Here is an 18,523-nt window from a genome sequence, read left to right on the forward strand (position 1 = left end):
ATATTTAATTTGCCTTGCCAATCTTGCTCCCCCAGTGTATTAGCCTGTAAGGTTGCGCCTAGCTTTAATTGAGCAGCACTACTTACTTGATTAAACAAATTTTTCCACTGCCCGATCAATTCATTGTAAATCACCTCTCTTGTTGCAAGATTGCTTTGCTCAATAAATGCATTGAGCATTTCCAGCGCCTGTTTAGGGTTATCTAATTGAATAGAAAGTGTTTCTGGCTGTCCTTTAAGTGCGGTGGAAAATTTGACTGTTTTTACTAATTGCTCGAGTAATTCTTCATCATTTTGTGCATTTCCTGTTTCTCGTTGTTTATAGTAGGAACTTTGCAACCAAAATTGACGGATATTGTCATAAGCAGAAACCTGACGTTTAAATTCATCATACACGTTGTTCACTAACAAGGCTTCTGGCTCATTCTTACCTTGAATAAACTGATACATTGATGCCAAAGCATAATAATTACCTAATTGATTTACGGTTGGTTGAGAGATTTTCGCTTCCGCCTTCCACTGTAATTTCTGTAAAAAACTTGTGCCATACCCAGCCAAAGCAAAAATAATCGTAAACAACATAATGATAAAAGATTTTTTTGCTGTATTTTTTGATTGCATCGTTTTCTCCTTATTGTTTTGCTAGACGGCGATGGCGGCGTTTTAGGCGTCTTATCCAGCGAGTAATACGCCACGCTCTGGCGATAGAAAAGACATAAATGAAAAACAGAAGAATAAAGCCGAGAAACATTATCCATTCATTGATGTAATAAATTTCACCTAAAATCCCAAAACCTGCACAGAGTGCCGCGATAAAGGTGATAAATAAAAAGGCTTGACGTGAACTTAGCCCCGCACGCACCATTAAATGGTGAATATGCAAGCGATCAGGGCGAAATGGGCTTTTACCTTTACGCAAACGACGGTAAATAATCGCGATCATATCAATCACGGGAATGGCAATGATCCATAATGCCGTGATTGGATTCATTGGGTGACCTTTACCCTGTGTACTAAGCAGTAAGATCCAAATAATCGTAAAGCCAATCAGTGTGCTGCCAGCATCGCCCATAAAAACTTTAAATCTCGTACCAAAAGGAATGCCAAGATTAAGCATTAAATAAGGTAAAATAGCAATAATTAAGGCAAAACTCCAATAGGCGAGATCCATTTGATTATCCATAACGAGTAAAATGCCTATCGCCCCAAAAGCCACACTAGATAAGCCACCAAGTAAACCGTCTATACCATCTATCATATTGAAGGCATTGATCACAGCAATCGTTGCGAACACGGTGATCATCAACCCAATTGAACCGAGTGTTAGTTGGAATGGGCCTAAAATTTGCCCGAGATGATCGAGATAAATATTGCCCATATCAATCATTAAAATAGCTAAAAAGGCTTGAATTCCCGCACGAATGAAAGGGCTGATGTCGAAGCGATCATCTAAAATACCGATGGCTAACAACACAAATATACTGAAAAGATATAACGCTGGCAGCCGCATTTGCTCCCACTCAAGAAAATAGAAGACACAGTTACCGATAAATAGCGAAATGCCCCCAATCAGAGGGATTGCGCCTTTGTGGCGTTTGCGATAATTTGGTTTATCCACTAAACCGATTTTTTGCGCAATCGGACGCATTGCAAATAAAGAAAGCAATGCACCGAGAAATGTGAGCAGAAAACTCAACAACATAATGAATAATTTCAGTAAAAAATAAGTGGCAAAAGCATACCATAAAGGCAAACGCGTACATAAATATTTTTATAAATTTACTCAGTTTTACAGTACAATATTTCAGTTTTATGCAATTTCTCTTAGACAAGATAAAGGACAAATAGTAATGAACCATTCAGAAAGCCTCTTTTCCCAAGCGCAAAAAGTCATCCCCGGTGGGGTTAATTCGCCTGTCCGTGCCTTTAATGGCGTTGGTGGTACGCCGGTATTTATTGACCGTGCAGAGGGTGCCTATATTTTTGATACAGACGGCAAGCAATATATTGATTATGTGGGATCTTGGGGGCCGATGATTTTAGGGCATAACCACCCCGCAATTTTAAGTGCGGTGCTAAAAACTGCCGAAAAAGGCTTGAGTTTTGGGGCGCCTACCCCATTAGAAATTGATTTAGCCACCTTAGTTTGCCAGCTTGTGCCTTCTATTGAAATGATCAGAATGGTAAGTTCTGGTACCGAAGCCACAATGTCCGCCATTCGCTTAGCGCGAGGTTATACCAAACGAGATAAAATTATTAAGTTTGAAGGTTGTTACCACGGGCATTCTGATAGCTTACTGGTAAAAGCTGGCTCAGGTGCATTAACCCTTGGGCAACCTAGCTCACCGGGCGTGCCAGCGGATTTTGCAAAACAGACGTTAACTTGTGAATACAATAATATTGATTCTGTTAAGCAAGCCTTTGAACAATATCCCGATGAAATTGCCTGTGTCATTATTGAACCAGTTGCAGGAAATATGAACTGCATTCCACCTAAAGCAGGCTTTTTACAACAATTACGTGAACTCTGTGATCAGTATGGCGCATTATTAATCATTGACGAAGTGATGACCGGTTTTCGTGTTGCCTTAGGCGGTGCGCAACAATACTATGGCGTAACCCCTGACTTAACCACCCTTGGCAAGGTCATTGGCGGCGGAATGCCCGTAGGTGCATTTGGCGGAAAAAAAGAAATTATGCAATATATCGCACCAACAGGTCCAGTGTATCAAGCTGGCACGCTCTCTGGCAATCCAATTGCAATGGCAGCGGGACTAGCCTGTTTAACAGAATTGAAAAAAGCAGGTAACGAACAACGCCTTGCCACTTTAACGGAAAAACTCGCCGTTGGCTTAAAAGCCCTCGCGGACAAACATCACATTCCATTTGTGGTGAATTATGTAGGGGGAATGTTTGGTATTTTCTTCACTGATCAGCCTGAAGTCAGCACTTATCAGCAGGTGATGAAATGCGATGCGGAAAAATTCAAACAATTCTTCCATAAAATGCTAGAACAAGGGATTTATCTCGCCCCTTCCGCTTATGAAGCAGGTTTTATGTCCTTGGCACATACTGATGAAGATATTGAACGCACCTTGCAAGCAGCCGATAATACCTTTGCCACAATCAAAAATGCTTAAGGAAAAGTAGGAAGAAATGATAGAAAACGCCAACAAACACTATCAGCTTGCATTGCTAAAAGTACATAGTACCGCAGTGTTATTTGGTTTAACGGGCGTGCTGGGCGTGCTGATTCAAAGCAGTGCTGGCGTGTTAGTGCTTGGGCGTGTATTTATCGCTCTTATGGCACTCTCCCTCTTCTTCCTCTATAAGAAAATGCCTCTCAACAAGCTTTCTGCACAAGGCATTTTATTACAATTTGTGCTAGGTAGTTTACTCACTGCCCATTGGGTCACCTTTTATATTGCCGTTAAAGTTGGCGGTGTCGCAGTGGGAACACTGGGCTTTGCCAGTTTTCCCGCCTTTGTTTGCTTATTTGAAATGCTCATATTCAAAGTGCGGTTAAAATTAGGTGAATTTTTCTTATTGCTCGCCATTACATTTGGATTAATCCTTGTGACCCCTGCCTTTGAATTTGGCAACCAATCCACACAAGGTCTATTATGGGGCATTTTTTCAGGGGCGATTTATGGCTTACTTGCGGTGCTAAATCGCAAAAATCGAGGCCTCCTTTCAGGTAGCCAAGCCAGCTGGTGGCAATATTTGGTGGGCGTTATTGTGCTTTTACCATTTTACGCCAATGAATTGCCAAGTGTTTCTTTACAAGATTGGTTTTGGATCGCCTGCATTGGCTTGCTTTGCACCAGCCTTGCCTACACGCTCTTTGTTTCTAGCCTTGATGTGCTAAGTGCGAGAACGGCGGCGATGATTATTTCCCTTGAACCAGTTTATGCCATTCTTATTGCTTGGCTATGGCTTAATGAAGCCCCTACGCTCACAATGTTACTTGGCGGTGCAATTATCATCACCGCTGTCGCCTTAGAAAATTTACGCAAGTAACAAGAAAAAATTCACCAAAAAACACCGCTCTTTAAAAAAGCCGTGTTCAATTATATTTGATTATATCGAGGCTAAAATTCGCTGCTCTAACGCCTCTCTTTCCTGTTGCGACAATGCCTTCCCTTCGCGATTGGTTAAAATAAAGAAATCCTCCGCTTTTTCACCAATCGTGGTAATTTTGGCGTTTTGGATATTTAACTGAAGTGCGGTGAAAATTTGGCTGATTTCTGCTAACAACCCTGCTTTATCAAGGGCAAACAGTTCCATTTCTGTGTGCGTACTTTTCGCTAAATGCAAAAAGCGTACTTCGGTTTTTACACGAAATGGTTTAAGCTGATGGTTTTTCATTGTGCTGATTTTGGCGATTTTGTTCGCACTCAGTGCCTTTTGCAAGGCTTGCTCTAGTTCGCGGCGGCGATCAAATTTCGCGAGTGTTCCATCTAATTCAGTAACAATAAAACTGTCAAACACCTTGCCGTCTTCAGCCGTGAGAATTTGTGCGTCGTGGATACTAAAACATTTTGCACCGATGGTGCTGACAACTTTATGGAATAAATTGTCTTGATCTTCACAATGAATAAAGATTTCCGTCCCCCCTGCGGAAAAGCGGTTACTGATTTTTACCACATTTTGCACCGCACTTTGTTTTCGACTTTCCGCAATGAGTGCGCTATGCCAGCAAATTTGCTTTGGATTATTGCGTAAGAAATAATCTTGTGGGAACGTTTGCCACAAGCACTGAATGGCTTCTTGCAGAAGTTCGGGCTTCTCTTGTTGTAATAATGCCAGTGCCTGATTTTTATGCTGTGCGATTTTGTTCTGATTATCCAACAGGTTTGCCATTCCTAGGCTAAATTGCTCGGTAGTAGATTGATAAAGCTTTGTTAATAAAGAACGTTTCCAACTATTCCAAAGGGTTTCGTTAGTCGCACAAATATCTGCCACCGTTAAGCAAGTGAGTAAATCAAGGCGTTGTTGAGTCGTAACTTCCTCAGCAAATGCAAGGACGATATTAGGATCATCAATATCTCGCCGTTGTGCCGTTACCGACATCAATAAATGCTGAGCGACTAACCATTGCATTAATTCACTGTCTTGAGCAGAAAAACCGTGTAACGCGGCAAAATCCGCGATGTCTTTTGCACCAAGCTCGGCGTGATCACCTCCGCGACCTTTGGCGATATCGTGGAATAGCCCTGCAAGATAAAGCAAAGCACGCTGTGATAATTGAGTAAAAATGCCATAGCAGATAGGGTGCGCAGATCGGCTTTCTGGCTGGGTAAAACGTTCTAATTTTAGCATCACGCGCAAGGTATGCTCATCAACGGTATAACTATGGAATAAATCAAATTGCATTAATCCTTCAATGGCTTGCCATTGTGGTAAATAGATGCGTAACACGCCATATTGATGCATTGGCAAAAATGCTCGTTGCACGCAATTTGGTTGTTGAAATAAGCGGAGAAATTTTTCTCTCGCTTGTGAATTTTCACTTAAATAGCCTTGAAATGTTTCAATCGTGCGGATTAATTGGCGTAGCGTGCTGGAATGAATTTCTGCTGTTGGGTATTGAGTGAGATAGAAAAACAAATCTAAAATACTGTCTGGCTGTTGTTGAAAACAGTCTTTTTGCGTTAAGCAAATGGCATTATTCGCAACGTGAAAATGGCGATCCAACGGAAAACAGGTTTGCTGACTTGGCTTGTCTATAAAATGTTCACGATAATGTTTCGTTAAGCTATGCGTCAGAGTCGCAATCGTTTGTAAAGATTGAAAAAATGCTTTCATCATTTTTTCTACGGCTTCATTACCTTCCCCTTGATAGCCAAGCAATTGGCTCACTTTTACTTGGCGATCAAATAATAGTCGGTTATCGTAACGCTTTAAAATGAGGTGCAAAGCAAAGCGCATTTTAAACAAAAAATGTTGCTTTTCTTGCAATAACGCATACTCTTCGGGGTAAATAAAGCCTGTTTGTAAAATATCCTGCAAGTTTTTTGCCCCAGTATGCCGTAGGGCGAGCCAATAGAGCAAATGTAAATCACGCAAACCGCCCGGGCTGTATTTGATATCCGGTTCAAGGTTATAACTGGTGTTGTTATAACGTTGATAACGCACATTTTTTTCTTCCATCTTGGCCTGATAAAAATCCGCCAAACGCCAGAAATCGGATTGTTTTAAAAGTGCGGTGAGTTTTTCAAATAATTTTTCATTTCCGCATAAGTAGCGACTTTCGAGCAAATTAGTGGCGATAGAAATATCTTCTCGGCCAGCTTGTTCACATTCCGCCAAAGTACGAACAGAATGCCCGACTTCAAACCCACAGTCCCATAAAAACTGAACAAATTGACGGAGCCGTCGCTGAATTTCTTCACTAGGTTGCGATTGTGCCAAAATCAAAAAATCCAAATCAGACAGAGGAAACATTTCCCCTCGTCCATAGCCACCTACTGCAATTAGGCTCAGATCTGGTTGTTGATCAAGCTGAAAATGTTGCCAAAGGTGTTGCAATATATCGTCATAAAATGTTGTGCGATTTTCTAGTAATTGATAGATAGAAGCTTGTTGAAATTCAGCGAGTTCAAGGTTTTTGAGTTGATCTTTTTGCGCTTTGACTGATTGTATTGTGAACGGCGTTGCGCGACTGTAAGTAAACATTTTGGATCAGATTCCTTTTCGGCTATCAGCTTCAGGCAGACACATAGGTCTGCCCCTACATTATATTGATGACTTAATAAATCGTAGGGGTGAGCCGATCTGTTCGCCCATTTCTATTTTTCTGCTTGCTGTTCAGAAAACCTTATGCGGACAGACACACAGGTCTGTCCCTACATTACATTGATGATTTAACAAATCGTAGGGGTGAACCGATCTGTTCGTCCATTTCTATTTTTCTGCTTGCTGTTCAGAAAACCTTATGCGGGCAGACACATAGGTCTGTCCCTACATTACATTGATGGATTTAATAAATCGTAGGGGCGAACCGATCTGTTCACCCATTTCTATTTTTCTGCTTGCTGTTCAGAAAACCTTATGCGGGCAGATACATAGGTCTGCCCCTACATTACATTGATGATTTAATAAATCGTAGGGGCAAGCCGATCTGTTCGCCCATTTCTATTTTTCTGCTTGCTGTTCAGAAAACCTTATGCGGGCAGACACATAGGTCTGCCCCTACATTACATTGGTGATTGAATAAATCGTAGGGGCGAACCGATCTGTTCGCCCATTTCTATTTTTCTGCTTGCTGTTCAGAAAACCTTACGCAGGCAGACACATAGGTCAGCCCCTACATTACATTGATGATTTAACAAATCGTAGGGGCAAACCGATGTGTTCGCCCATTTCTATTTTTCTGCTTGCTGTTCAGAAAACCTTATGCGGGCAGACACATAGGTCTGTCCCTACATTACATTGATGGATTTAATAAATCGTAGGGGCGAACCGATCTGTTCGCCCGTAGATTATACATTCACCATAAACCGCTGAATGCGTCCTACTTTTTCTTCTTCCTCGCGAATTGTCATTACTTCACAACCCTTTGCGGTAACCACGATTTGATGCTCAAATTGCGCAGAATGGCTGCGATCTTTGGTTTTTACCGTCCATCCATCGCCCATTAAACGCACTTCACGCTTGCCTGCGTTGATCATCGGCTCAATGGTGAAAACCATTCCCTCTTTCAAGATCACCCCGCCATCATCTCCGTCATAATGTAACACTTGGGGATCATTATGAAATTCGGTACCAATGCCGTGTCCACAATATTCACGCACAACACTAAAGCCTTGCGACTCTGCATATTTTTGGATTGCTTTGCCAATTTCTCTTAAACGAATCCCCGGTTTTACCGTACGCAAACCGATATATAATGCTTCTTGTGTTACGTCCACCAATTTTTTGCTACGGATATTTGTCTCGCCAACGATAAACATTTTGGAATTATCGCCATAGTAGCCATCTTTAATCACTGTTACATCAATATTCACAATATCGCCATTTTTTAGTTGTTTTCCTTCACTGGGAATACCGTGACACACCACTTCGTTAATGGAAATACAGGTTGCTTTAGGAAAACCGTGATAACCTAAGCAAGCAGGGATCACCTTTTGTTGTTCCACCATATACTCGTGGCACAGGCGATCTAACTCGCCAGTGGTAACACCCGCTTTTACATAAGGTTCGATCATCACTAACACATCAGAGGCTAATTTACAGGCCTCACGCAGTTTTTCAATTTCTTGTTCTGTTCTAATTGGAATTGCCATAACTTCTCCTTGACAAAAATTTGTGCGGCATTTTACCACCTTTCCGTTGAAAAATCCTTGATAAATTCTTGAATGGTTTACTTGGTTATTAGATAATAGCCAACTTAAAATTGACAAGGATACAAGCGAGATAAATTATGACAGAGATGGCAATTCCTTTAACCTTTACCGATGCGGCGGCCAATAAAGTAAAAGCCTTGATTACCGAAGAAGAAAATAGCGAGCTTAAATTACGCGTTTATATCACAGGCGGTGGTTGTAGCGGTTTCCAATATGGTTTTACCTTTGATGAAAAAGTGAATGAAGGTGATCTCACTATTGAGAATTCAGGCGTGCAGTTAGTCATTGATCCAATGAGCTTGCAATATTTAATTGGTGGCACGGTGGATTACACGGAAGGGCTAGAAGGCTCTCGTTTCGTGGTAAATAACCCTAATGCGACAACGACTTGTGGTTGCGGTTCATCGTTCAGTATCTAACCTAATCACTCAAAATGGATTATCAATTTTTTGCCCAAGGCGGACAAATTTCAGCCAAATGTTCAATGGGACACGAGGCTTTAGCCAATTGGTTAAATACCGAAGTGCGGTCAAATTCTCAGCTAATTTCCACCGCACTTTCTCTTATCAATCAAGCTCGCCAAGCGCCAACACAGGATTTCAAATTACTTGGCGCTGAATATAGCCTATTTGTCAGTGCTGATGAAGTGATGATTCGTGCGAATAATCTTGCTATTGATGAACAACAAGAACTTGAGCCAGATTTTCATTACTATGATGAGGAAAGCCTCGCTTTCTGTGGCTTGGAAGATTTTGAACAGTTTTTACAATCTTATTTATCCTTTAAGCGCTAAAATTCGTGCCAGATCACTAGGTATAATGTGTAATGTCAGAAAGCAATCCTACACCAGAAACAAAAGAAACAGCCTCCCCTTCGCGAAAAAAGCGTTTTCGTCATTTTTTGCTTAAAATCGCGTTTGTGCTGGCTTGTTACGTTACTTTTTACGGAATTTATTTAGATGGGCAAATCCGCGCCAAAATGGATGGGCAAATCTGGCAGTTACCCGCGGAAGTTTATAGCAAAATAGATACCATTAAATTATCTGATGGACTAAGCCTTAATGATGTCAAACAACGCTTATTAGAAAACGATTATCGCCAAACCACGATGGTTGCTGCCCCGGGCGATTTCAAAATTGAAGACAATACCCTCGTTTTGTTGCGTGGTGCCTTTCCATTCCCTATTCACCCTGAAGCCCAGCGTGTTTTCCGTTTACGCTTTAAAGACAACAAATTAGCGGTAATAGAAGATTTAGTTAATGTAAAAGCCATTGATGAATTTTCTCTCGCCCCCAAATTAATTGCAATGTTGCAATCAGAAAATGAAGAACGCTTAACCCTTTCTTTACAAAATTATCCTAGATTATTGATTGATACCTTACTTTTAACCGAAGATCGCCGATTTTATGAACACGACGGGATAAGCCCTTTAGGTATTGCAAGAGCCACTGTGGCAAACCTACAAGCAGGCCATCGCGTGCAAGGGGGAAGTACCTTAACGCAGCAATTGGTTAAAAATCTTTTCCTTTCTAACGAACGTACATTCACAAGAAAAATCAATGAAGCACTAATGGCACTCATTTTAGATTGGCGTTACGACAAAAACCGTATTTTGGAAACCTATCTTAATGAAATTTATCTTGGACAAAACGGCAATACGCAAATCCACGGTTTTGAATTAGCAAGCCATTTTTATTTTGGCCGTTCAATTCGTGAGATCAATTTAGATCAAATTGCCTTATTAGTAGGAATGGTAAAAGGCCCTTCGCTATATAATCCTTGGCGCAATCCTGAAAATGCGCTTGAGCGCCGTAATGTGGTGTTACGTTTATTACTTGAACACAAAGTAATTGGGCAAGAGTTGTATGAGATGTTGAGTAAACGTCCGCTTGGTGTGCAAAAACGGGGACAAATTAACCGTAAATATCCTGCTTTTATTCAAACCTTGCAAGCCGAACTTCGCCAGCAATTAGGCGAAAATCGTGCAAGTAGTTTATCTGGCACACGCATTTTCTCTACGTTAGATATTAAACAGCAACATTATGCTGAACAAGCAGTGATTAATGCCGTTTCTGAATTACAGTTGAAATATAAAAATCCTTATTTAGAGTCTGCAATGATCGTGGCAGATTATCATTCAGGTGAAATCAAAGCCATTGTGGGTGGTTTGCAAACCAACTATGCGGGTTTTAACCGTGCATTAAATGCGAGACGTCAAATTGGCTCACTCGTAAAACCTTCTATTTATTTAACCGCACTTACTGAACCTAGCGAATTTCGTTTAAATACGCCGATTAAAAATCAGCCGATTACCATTCATACTAAAGGTAGCCCGCCTTGGCAACCGCGAAATTATGATCGTCGTTATAGTGGCTCTGTGATGTTAATGGATGCACTTGCACGATCGTTAAATATTCCTACAGTAAATATTGGAATGAAAGTAGGACTAAGCAAAGTGATTGAAACCCAAAAAGCGATGGGCTGGGATAAAGTAAAAATTCCTAAAGTCCCAGCAATGTTGTTGGGATCTTACTCAATCTCCCCCTATGAAGTGACGAAATTATTCCAAACAATTGCCAATCAAGGGGCAACCATTCCCCTTGCAACAGTAAATAGCATTACAAATCAAAAAGGGGAATTAATTTATCAGCGAAATACGCAACCAAACCAAGTTGTTCCGGCACAAGCGGCTTATGAAACGCTTTTTGCTATGCAACAAACAGTAGAACGCGGCACTGCCCGCAGTTTGCAAAACCAATTCGCCCATTTACATTTAGCAGGAAAAACGGGCACCACAAACTCTGCGCGTGATACTTGGTTTGTGGGGATTGACGGCGAAAATGTCGCCACAGTTTGGCTTGGACGTGATGACAATGGCGAAACAAGATTAACAGGAGCAACGGGGGCATTGCAGGTATATAAAAACTATCTACAACGCACGCAGGCGAAAACCTTACATCCATCCACGCCAGCAGGCATTAAATGGGTTGGTATTAATAGTTATGGAGGTTGGGATTGTGGCAATGCACGGCAAATTCCTGTATGGACAGATGGTAACCAATCTTTCTGTTCAGCCCCTCGCGAAGTTGCACCAGAACCGAAACAGCCGAGCTTGTGGGATGTGTTAACCCCCTCCGCTTTAGGCTCTCAGCCAGCCCCCGTGGAAGAAGCTGCACCTGCCAATTAATTTTTATCGAGGGATAAGATGAAATTGATTTTTATTGATTATGAAAATATCCAACCGACAACATTAGAGCATTTATCTCCAAATGATCATTTTATTGTGCTTTGTATTGGTGAAAATCAAAAATCCCTGCCTGTTACATTGGTAACCGCTTTGATAAGATTCGGAAAAAATTGCCGTATTATTGAATGTCCGAAATCAGGAAAAAATGCATTAGATTTTATTATTGTTGATGAGATGGCGCGTATCACAACAGAATATCAATTTAATTCCCTTTATATTATTTCTAAAGATAAAGGGTTCGATTCGATCATTCATTATTACCTCATAAAAGATCGGATCAAACAGGCTAAGCGATTAGACAGCATAAATGACATTCTAAGTAATCCGAATCCAAGAGATAATAGCCAAACTAAAAATATGGTTGAATTTGCCTCAACAATACAAAAGCACATTGATAAAATAAATGCGATTTCTCCCAGAAGCTTACCGAAAAAACCGCAAAGTCAATATAATTGTATCAATGCGTTATTAAAATCAGAAAATCTTGCTGAAAAAGAGATTAAAGCCCTGATCAAAATGGTAGATTTTTCCCCTGCCCAATCAACAGAATTAAAAATCTATATTGATCGTGCTAAAGCAAAATTAAATAGCCTAGAAAAAAGGCATCACCCGAATAAACTCGAAACGCAAACGAACTGGCTCAAGAGCTTTTTTAACGGTGATGGTTTAAATGCCTCGCAAATTAGCAAAATTAGGGAAATGATTTTTACAACGTGATTTTCACTTTCCTCTGATGTTAATACTCCTGCTTTAAATCCTTGCTATAAATCACATTGGTTGGATTTTGCCGATCAATACCTTGCAAATTAGGGCTAAGATAAATGGGAGTGGTATACTGAAACACGGGTAAAACCACATTATCTTGTTGTAATAATTGAGTTACTTGCTGATAAAGTGCGGTGCGTTTTTGCGTAGAAATAGGCTGTAAACTCTGTTTTAGTAACGCGTCCACTTTTTCGTTGTGATACGCGGATTTATTGTCTGGATTTTTAGAATAAAAATTCATTAAAAATGCCGAAGGATCGTTGTAATCCGCACACCAGCCCGAACGAATAATTTGGAAATCACCTTTTGCTCGTTTAGTCAATAACGTTTCAAAAGATACGGGGTCAGCTTCAATATGAATAAGATCCGATTGAGACCACATTTGCACTAAACGCTGCCCAATGGTGTGATTAATCCCTTCTTGGTCAAAGGTTAAACGCAACGCCAGAGGCGATTTTTCGGTAATCCCGTTTTGCTGTAAAAGCTGTTCCACTAACACGGGCGACCACGCATTATCTGGCTCACCTTGCATTGAAATGGGAAGAAAATGATTACTAACAATTCGCTCTCCCTGACTATCACGCACTAAGTTACGGGCTGAAGCTAAAAAAACAAGAGATTTTCGTACCGCACTTTTAGCCAGCCTTGGATCATTAAAATTAAATTCATAATAATAAGTGCAAAGCTTCGGAAAATACGTTACTTGTACATTGCGATGTGTTGGATTGGCAACAATATCAATCCCTGTCAGTTCTTGATTTGACGTGAGTTTTTTATAATCAACCAAAGAGAATGCCACATTCTCACCTTGCCAATAATAAGGATTTTGTGCCAGATGAATTTCATCCCCTTGCTGATTTTTCACATAATAAGCCCCATTGCTCACAAAGCCTTGCTGTTCGGCAAAAGATTGCGGTAATAGCACAGGGTGCGCCAACATTGCGGGTAAATAGGGGATCGCTTTTTCTAAAGTGATTTGTAATTGCTGTGAAGACAGGGCTTGCACGCCTAATTGAGCAATATCCGCTTCCCCTTGTATCACAGCGGTCGCGTGCTGAATATTGATAAAAGCTAAGTATTTTTTCAGTGGATTATTTGAAGTCGCTAATTTTCGCCAGCTTTGTACAAAATCTTCGGCGGTAACAGGTAAGCCATTTGACCATTTTGCCGATTCACGCAAAGTAAATATCCAAGTTTTATTATCTTTGGTTTGCCAGCTTTCAGCAACGGCAGGAATCACATTGCCGTGCCGATCGTAAATTACCAAGCCTTCTAGAATATCACGCAAAAAAGTGGCTTGTTCATCATTTTGTAGTTTGTCTGGTGAAATCACTAAATCACCATAAACGCCACGCACTAAGCGAGGAATACGCACTTCAGGCTCAGTTGATGTTGTCGTAGTTTGTGCAGGATGAGGCGTGGTAACCTGCTGTGGCTTATCGCAACCGGTTAATCCGAAAATAGCGCAAAAAAACACCGCACTTGGTAAAATTGTTGAAACGTTCAATGATGGCATTGGCTTAAAAACTCAGGTAAAAGTAGGGGCATTATACAAAAATGCCCCTTTATTACCAATCATTCTTTCTTTAATAACGGGTTATTCTTTCAGCGTTTTAATCCAAAAGAAAAACACCCAATAGTGAATGATCAAACCGAGTAAAATGGCGATTTTACCAAAAATGGTAGGGGTAAAATAAAACCCAATTGCCAGCATTGTGGTGGATAAAATAAGAATCCGAATTTTGGTTTTTAACGTTAATGCACGCTGTTCACTGAAAGACTGCAAATGCTTTTTATAAAGTTCCGTGTGAATAATCCAATTATGTAAACGTTCAGAACCTTGTGCAAAGCAAAATACCGTGAGTAATAAAAAAGGTGTCGTCGGTAGTAAGGGCAAAAATGCGCCAATAATGCCGAGTGCTAACGAAATAAATCCTAAAATGATGTAAATAGCTTTCATTTTTCTTTCCAAATAAAAATAATTCTCAATTATCCATATTTTTTTAGATTTCTCAACCTTGATATTATAAAATCGCCCCTTATTTGTTATGTAATGCAAAACACTATAAAAAAGCAAGGAGCTGTTATGCCAAATCCGCTATTAAGCGAAACGACCTTACCGCAATTTTCGCACATCAAACCTGAACATATTCAACCTGCAATTAGCCAATTAATTCAAGAAAATCGAGATACCGTCGCGCAAGTTTTAAAACAACCGCACTTAACGTGGCAGAATTTTATTGAGCCACTTACTGAAAGTGGTGATCGCCTAAGTAAAGCGTGGTCACCAGTCAGCCACTTAAATGCCGTAAAAAATAGCCCTGAATTGCGTGAAGCCTATCAAGCCTGCTTGCCATTGCTTTCCGAATATAGCACTTGGTTAGGGCAACACGAAGGTTTATATCAAGCCTATTTACAACTCAAAAACAGCCCAGAATATGCAACTTATACCGTGGCACAGAAAAAAGCCATTGATAATGCCTTACGTGATTTCAAACTCTCGGGCATTTCCCTTCCAGCAGAAAAACAAAAACGCTATGGGGAAATCGTGGCGCGTTTATCTGAATTAAGCTCGCAATTTAGCAATAATGTGCTAGATGCCACAATGGGCTGGGATAAAGTGATCACAGATAAAAATGAATTAGCTGGTTTGCCAGAAAGTGCTTTACAAGCTGCAAAACAATCCGCAGAAAGCAAAGGGCGAGAAGGCTATCGCTTTACCCTTGAGTTTCCAAGCTATTTGCCAGTGATGACGTATTGTGAAAATCGCCAATTGCGTGAAGAAATGTACCGAGCGTTCGTTACGCGCGCTTCAGAACAAGGCCCAAATGCAGGCAAATGGGATAACTCTGCCATTATGCAAGAGATCTTAACCTTGCGTGTGGAATTAGCAAAATTGCTTGATTTTGAGCATTACACCGAACTTTCCCTTGCTACCAAAATGGCTGAAAGCCCGCAACAAGTATTGGATTTCCTTGAGAATTTAGCAAGCCGTTCAAAAGAGCAAGGACAGCAAGAATTAGCCGAATTAAACGCATTTTGTAAAACGCACTTTAATATCACCGCACTTGAACCTTGGGATATTGCGTTTTATAGCGAAAAACAAAAACAACATTTATATGCGATTAATGATGAAGCACTTCGCCCTTATTTTCCTGAAGATCGCGTACTGACTGGCTTATTTGAGCTGATTAAACGTTTATTTAATATTCGTGCCGTTGAGCGTTTTGATGTGGAAACTTGGCATAATGATGTACGTTTCTTTGATCTGATTGATAGCCAAGATCAACTGCGTGGCAGCTTTTATTTAGATCTCTACGCTCGTGAAAATAAACGTGGCGGGGCTTGGATGGATGATTGCGTCGGTCGTCGCCGTAAATCAGACGGCACTATTCAGCATCCTGTGGCTTATCTTACTTGTAACTTTAATGCGCCTGTGGGTGATAAACCTGCTCTCTTTACCCACGATGAAGTAACCACATTATTCCACGAATTTGGACACGGTATTCATCATATGCTAACACAAATTGATGTAGCCGATGTGGCAGGGATCAATGGTGTACCTTGGGATGCCGTGGAATTACCAAGTCAATTCTTAGAAAACTGGTGCTGGGAAGAAAATGCCCTTGCCTTTATTTCAGGACATTATGAAACCGGTGAGCCTCTACCAAAAGAAAAATTGCAACAGCTACTCAAAGCGAAAAACTTCCAAGCAGCAATGTTTGTGTTACGCCAACTTGAATTTGGCTTATTTGATTTCCGTTTACATCATTATTTTGATGCTAACCAAGAGAATCAAATTTTAGAGATATTACAGCAAGTGAAAAAAGAAGTTGCGGTACTGAAAGGTGTTGAGTGGGCAAGAAACCCACATAGCTTTAGCCATATTTTTGCTGGAGGCTATGCCGCTGGTTATTACAGTTATTTATGGGCCGAAGTGCTATCAGCCGATGCATTTTCTCGTTTTGAAGAAGAAGGTATCTTTAACCCACAAACGGGGCAATCTTTCTTAGATGAAATTCTTACCCGTGGTGGTTCGGAAGAGCCAATGGCATTATTTAAACGCTTTAGAGGGCGTGAGCCTAAACTCGATGCTTTATTAAGGCATAAAGGGATTGCAACCTCATAATATTCATTTCCCTTTTTGGTGCATAGCTCTTTCGCTATGCACCTTACTACGCCACATCTTTCTTATTCCTGAAATTTAGTAATTATCTCTCATCTCCTTTATATTGAAACATCAAACAAACCATTATTGAAAAAGCATTTCAGAAAATTTTCTTTATTTGAAAAATAGTTTTTGATAATAATTATTATTTATAATAATATTAATGAGAACTATTACCAATAAGGAGTTATTTTATGGAAATAAAGAAAACCGTTCTATGTACTCTCACCTCATTATTCTGCATAAGCTGTGCTTCTGGTGGTGGAGGCTTTGACGTGGAGAATGCTAACCCACCCAATGTTGTCAAAGATAATCAACCCTCTAAGCCTAATTATGTTACCGAAAATAATGGCAAAAAATTAGAATCTCCTGCCCCAGAAGACTTGAGTGAAATGGGCTGGGTAGCTACAACCCCTTGGGGACCGGGTCGCGATGGTAGTGTAATGAATAGTGATTTTGAAGATGTAAAAAGCCAAAAACGAGTAATTACCGATGCACGTACCAACCTTAATCCTAAAGACTATGATGTCCTATTATTTAAAGGTGATTATCCTCTAACCCACGATCATCAGGCTCGTTCCGAATCTATTCAAGTTATTGATGAAAATGGTAAGAAAGTATGGAAAAGAGCGGTAAAAGATATCTCACAAGTCTTCCCTATAGAAGATCAAGAAAAAGGGAAAACCTTAGTTTTTTATTCCACAGAAGATCGTGTCAATTATATTTACCTCAAAATCACAGAATATGGTGATGTCAAAGTCGGTTTTATTGAATTAATTGAACAAGACCCGAAAACAGTACTTCCTAGAAGCCAAAGCTATAACAATATTTTTTATGCCATTCGTGAAAAAACGATGGATATGCCAATGAAAGGAAAGGCAACTTATAGTGGTGTTTGGGAATATGCAACCTATACGCCACAAAAAGGTAGCGGTAGTGGTTCATACTACGAAACAGGCAAACAAGCTGGTGGAACATTAAAACAAAATAAAGCGGTTTTCACCGTTGATTTCTCAAATAAAACGGTAACGGGAACATTAGATGCGGTTGATAGAAATGATAAAAAAATTGTTTATGACATTAACGCAACGATTACAGAAAACGGTTTCCGTGGTAATGCCACAAAAAATGGTCAAACCACGCTTTTTGCTAATGATGCAAATAATAACCCTCCGCTACCTGAAAATGCAAAGGTATTAGGCTCTTTTGCGGGTGAAAAAGCAAAACAATTAGCTGGGCGGGTATGGTCAGAAGATAATCATTTTGCAGGTGTTTTTGCTGCTAAGCAAAATTCAGAAGAAGAAGCCGTTGAAACTGACGGTAAACACCTAAATGCTCAAACTTTACCTTTTACCAATAAAGGTGATAGTAACACCTTTTCTGAAAATAAACCGCAATCACAAAATTTCTCTGGTGATATTAATAAGCTTCAAATTGACGGCATTTTGGTTAATTTAGATACTACTAATACAGATAATATATGCTGTGGAGATTTTAATTTTTTACGTTTTGGTGTTGAAAATCACGAAATAAAACAGGCAGATAATAAAACCGAGAAGCGAGGCAATCTGTTTGTTCAAGGCTATGTTACACCTATTTCTGAAATCCCTGTAACGGGTGAAGTAAAGTATCACGGACATTGGTATGGCTTTGGTAAAGGTCAAGCGGCTAATGTATCTAGACGTTATCAAGATGCAGAATTTACGGCAAATTTTGCGACTCGCCAAGTCTCTGGTGAATTAAAAAATAATGGCGGAACTTCAGCAGTAAAATTTGAGAATTTGTCTATTACTGAAAATGGCTTTAATGGAAAAGCAAATCTAGCTGTACACGATGGCAATATTACCGGCTCCGGTGCCGTTATTACAGGTGAGGCAGATGTATCAGGTCATTTTTACGGTACAAACGCTAATGAAATTGGCGGAACGGTAATTAAAGAAGACAAAACTTTTGGTGCCGTTTTTGGTGGAAAACAAATTCAACAATAAAAGGAAAGA

At 40.2% G+C, this 18,523-nt stretch carries 14 protein-coding genes (1 of these 14 cut by a window edge); 8 read left to right on the forward strand and 6 right to left on the reverse strand.

From position 1 onward, the window contains the following. On the reverse strand, positions 1–620 hold the 5' portion of the coding sequence (locus tag L4F92_RS08795) for a Wzz/FepE/Etk N-terminal domain-containing protein (protein WP_250363446.1). 193 nt of this gene lie to the left of the window's left edge; the window shows 620 of its 813 coding nt (coding positions 1–620); the start codon lies at positions 618–620; its stop codon lies beyond the left edge, outside the window. 10 nt (positions 621–630) lie between these two features. Then, complete coding sequence (gene wecA / locus L4F92_RS08800) at positions 631–1,701, reverse strand: UDP-N-acetylglucosamine--undecaprenyl-phosphate N-acetylglucosaminephosphotransferase (RefSeq protein WP_250363447.1); 1,071 nt, start codon at positions 1,699–1,701, stop codon at positions 631–633. A gap of 148 nt (positions 1,702–1,849) precedes the next feature. Here wecA and hemL point away from each other — a divergent pair, with 148 nt between their 5' ends. Continuing rightward, entirely contained in the window at positions 1,850–3,139 is a 1,290-nt protein-coding gene (gene hemL / locus L4F92_RS08805; protein WP_250363448.1) for a glutamate-1-semialdehyde 2,1-aminomutase, read from the forward strand. Positions 3,140–3,155: 16 nt separating this feature from the next. Then, on the forward strand, positions 3,156–4,019 hold the full coding sequence (locus tag L4F92_RS08810; protein WP_250363449.1) for a DMT family transporter: 864 nt from the start codon (positions 3,156–3,158) through the stop codon (positions 4,017–4,019). 60 nt (positions 4,020–4,079) lie between these two features. Here L4F92_RS08810 and glnD read toward each other — a convergent pair whose 3' ends face one another. Together glnD and map are read right to left on the reverse strand one after the other, a co-directional pair. Beyond that, positions 4,080–6,677 (reverse strand): bifunctional uridylyltransferase/uridylyl-removing protein GlnD, encoded by a 2,598-nt coding sequence (gene glnD / locus L4F92_RS08815; RefSeq protein ID WP_250363450.1) that lies wholly within the window; start codon positions 6,675–6,677, stop codon positions 4,080–4,082. Between the two features lie 806 nt (positions 6,678–7,483). After that, positions 7,484–8,287 carry a type I methionyl aminopeptidase gene (gene map, locus L4F92_RS08820; RefSeq protein ID WP_250363451.1) on the reverse strand — a complete coding sequence of 268 codons (804 nt, stop codon included), beginning with the start codon at positions 8,285–8,287 and terminating at the stop codon, positions 7,484–7,486. A 137-nt stretch (positions 8,288–8,424) separates the two neighbouring features. Between map and erpA the strand changes: the two genes are divergently transcribed. Genes erpA through L4F92_RS08840 form a run of 4 tightly spaced genes read left to right on the forward strand, consistent with a single transcriptional unit; the run spans position 8,425 to position 12,310 of the window. After that, a complete protein-coding gene (gene erpA, locus L4F92_RS08825) occupies positions 8,425–8,766 on the forward strand; it encodes an iron-sulfur cluster insertion protein ErpA (RefSeq protein ID WP_268738983.1) in 342 nt (113 codons plus the stop codon). Positions 8,767–8,780: 14 nt separating this feature from the next. After that, the gene (locus L4F92_RS08830; protein ID WP_250349666.1) at positions 8,781–9,140 is read left to right on the forward strand and encodes a YacL family protein; all 360 of its coding nucleotides are present in this window, start codon (positions 8,781–8,783) and stop codon (positions 9,138–9,140) included. 32 nt (positions 9,141–9,172) lie between these two features. Next, positions 9,173–11,533 (forward strand): penicillin-binding protein 1B, encoded by a 2,361-nt coding sequence (mrcB, locus tag L4F92_RS08835; RefSeq protein WP_250363452.1) that lies wholly within the window; start codon positions 9,173–9,175, stop codon positions 11,531–11,533. Positions 11,534–11,551: 18 nt separating this feature from the next. Then, entirely contained in the window at positions 11,552–12,310 is a 759-nt protein-coding gene (locus tag L4F92_RS08840) for a PIN domain-containing protein (RefSeq protein ID WP_250363453.1), read from the forward strand. A gap of 19 nt (positions 12,311–12,329) precedes the next feature. Here the strand turns inward: L4F92_RS08840 and L4F92_RS08845 are convergent, their stop codons facing one another. Both L4F92_RS08845 and L4F92_RS08850 read right to left on the reverse strand, forming a co-directional pair. Then, on the reverse strand, positions 12,330–13,874 hold the full coding sequence (locus L4F92_RS08845; protein ID WP_250363454.1) for a peptide ABC transporter substrate-binding protein: 1,545 nt from the start codon (positions 13,872–13,874) through the stop codon (positions 12,330–12,332). An 81-nt stretch (positions 13,875–13,955) separates the two neighbouring features. Continuing rightward, on the reverse strand, positions 13,956–14,318 hold the full coding sequence (locus tag L4F92_RS08850; RefSeq protein ID WP_250363455.1) for a YbaN family protein: 363 nt from the start codon (positions 14,316–14,318) through the stop codon (positions 13,956–13,958). 126 nt (positions 14,319–14,444) lie between these two features. On the opposite strand from L4F92_RS08850, the gene prlC reads away from it, so the two are divergent. Continuing rightward, positions 14,445–16,487, forward strand: a complete 2,043-nt coding sequence (gene prlC / locus L4F92_RS08855; protein WP_250363456.1) for an oligopeptidase A — start codon at positions 14,445–14,447, stop codon at positions 16,485–16,487. A gap of 233 nt (positions 16,488–16,720) precedes the next feature. Further along, positions 16,721–18,514 (forward strand): transferrin-binding protein-like solute binding protein, encoded by a 1,794-nt coding sequence (locus L4F92_RS08860; RefSeq protein ID WP_250363457.1) that lies wholly within the window; start codon positions 16,721–16,723, stop codon positions 18,512–18,514. Positions 18,515–18,523 lie beyond the last annotated feature (9 nt).

Origin of the sequence: Avibacterium sp. 21-595, assembly GCF_023611905.1 — a bacterium.
Lineage (GTDB): Bacteria > Pseudomonadota > Gammaproteobacteria > Enterobacterales > Pasteurellaceae > Avibacterium.

Coding starts and splice junctions, on each gene's coding strand:
- wecA (WP_250363447.1), bottom strand. CDS start 1,701: ATGTTGTTGAGTTTTCTGCTCACATTTCTCGGTGCATTGCTTTCTTTA.
- hemL (WP_250363448.1), top strand. CDS start 1,850: ATGAACCATTCAGAAAGCCTCTTTTCCCAAGCGCAAAAAGTCATCCCC.
- L4F92_RS08810 (WP_250363449.1), top strand. CDS start 3,156: ATGATAGAAAACGCCAACAAACACTATCAGCTTGCATTGCTAAAAGTA.
- glnD (WP_250363450.1), bottom strand. CDS start 6,677: ATGTTTACTTACAGTCGCGCAACGCCGTTCACAATACAATCAGTCAAA.
- map (WP_250363451.1), bottom strand. CDS start 8,287: ATGGCAATTCCAATTAGAACAGAACAAGAAATTGAAAAACTGCGTGAG.
- erpA (WP_268738983.1), top strand. CDS start 8,425: ATGACAGAGATGGCAATTCCTTTAACCTTTACCGATGCGGCGGCCAAT.
- L4F92_RS08830 (WP_250349666.1), top strand. CDS start 8,781: ATGGATTATCAATTTTTTGCCCAAGGCGGACAAATTTCAGCCAAATGT.
- mrcB (WP_250363452.1), top strand. CDS start 9,173: ATGTCAGAAAGCAATCCTACACCAGAAACAAAAGAAACAGCCTCCCCT.
- L4F92_RS08840 (WP_250363453.1), top strand. CDS start 11,552: ATGAAATTGATTTTTATTGATTATGAAAATATCCAACCGACAACATTA.
- L4F92_RS08845 (WP_250363454.1), bottom strand. CDS start 13,874: ATGCCATCATTGAACGTTTCAACAATTTTACCAAGTGCGGTGTTTTTT.
- L4F92_RS08850 (WP_250363455.1), bottom strand. CDS start 14,318: ATGAAAGCTATTTACATCATTTTAGGATTTATTTCGTTAGCACTCGGC.
- prlC (WP_250363456.1), top strand. CDS start 14,445: ATGCCAAATCCGCTATTAAGCGAAACGACCTTACCGCAATTTTCGCAC.
- L4F92_RS08860 (WP_250363457.1), top strand. CDS start 16,721: ATGGAAATAAAGAAAACCGTTCTATGTACTCTCACCTCATTATTCTGC.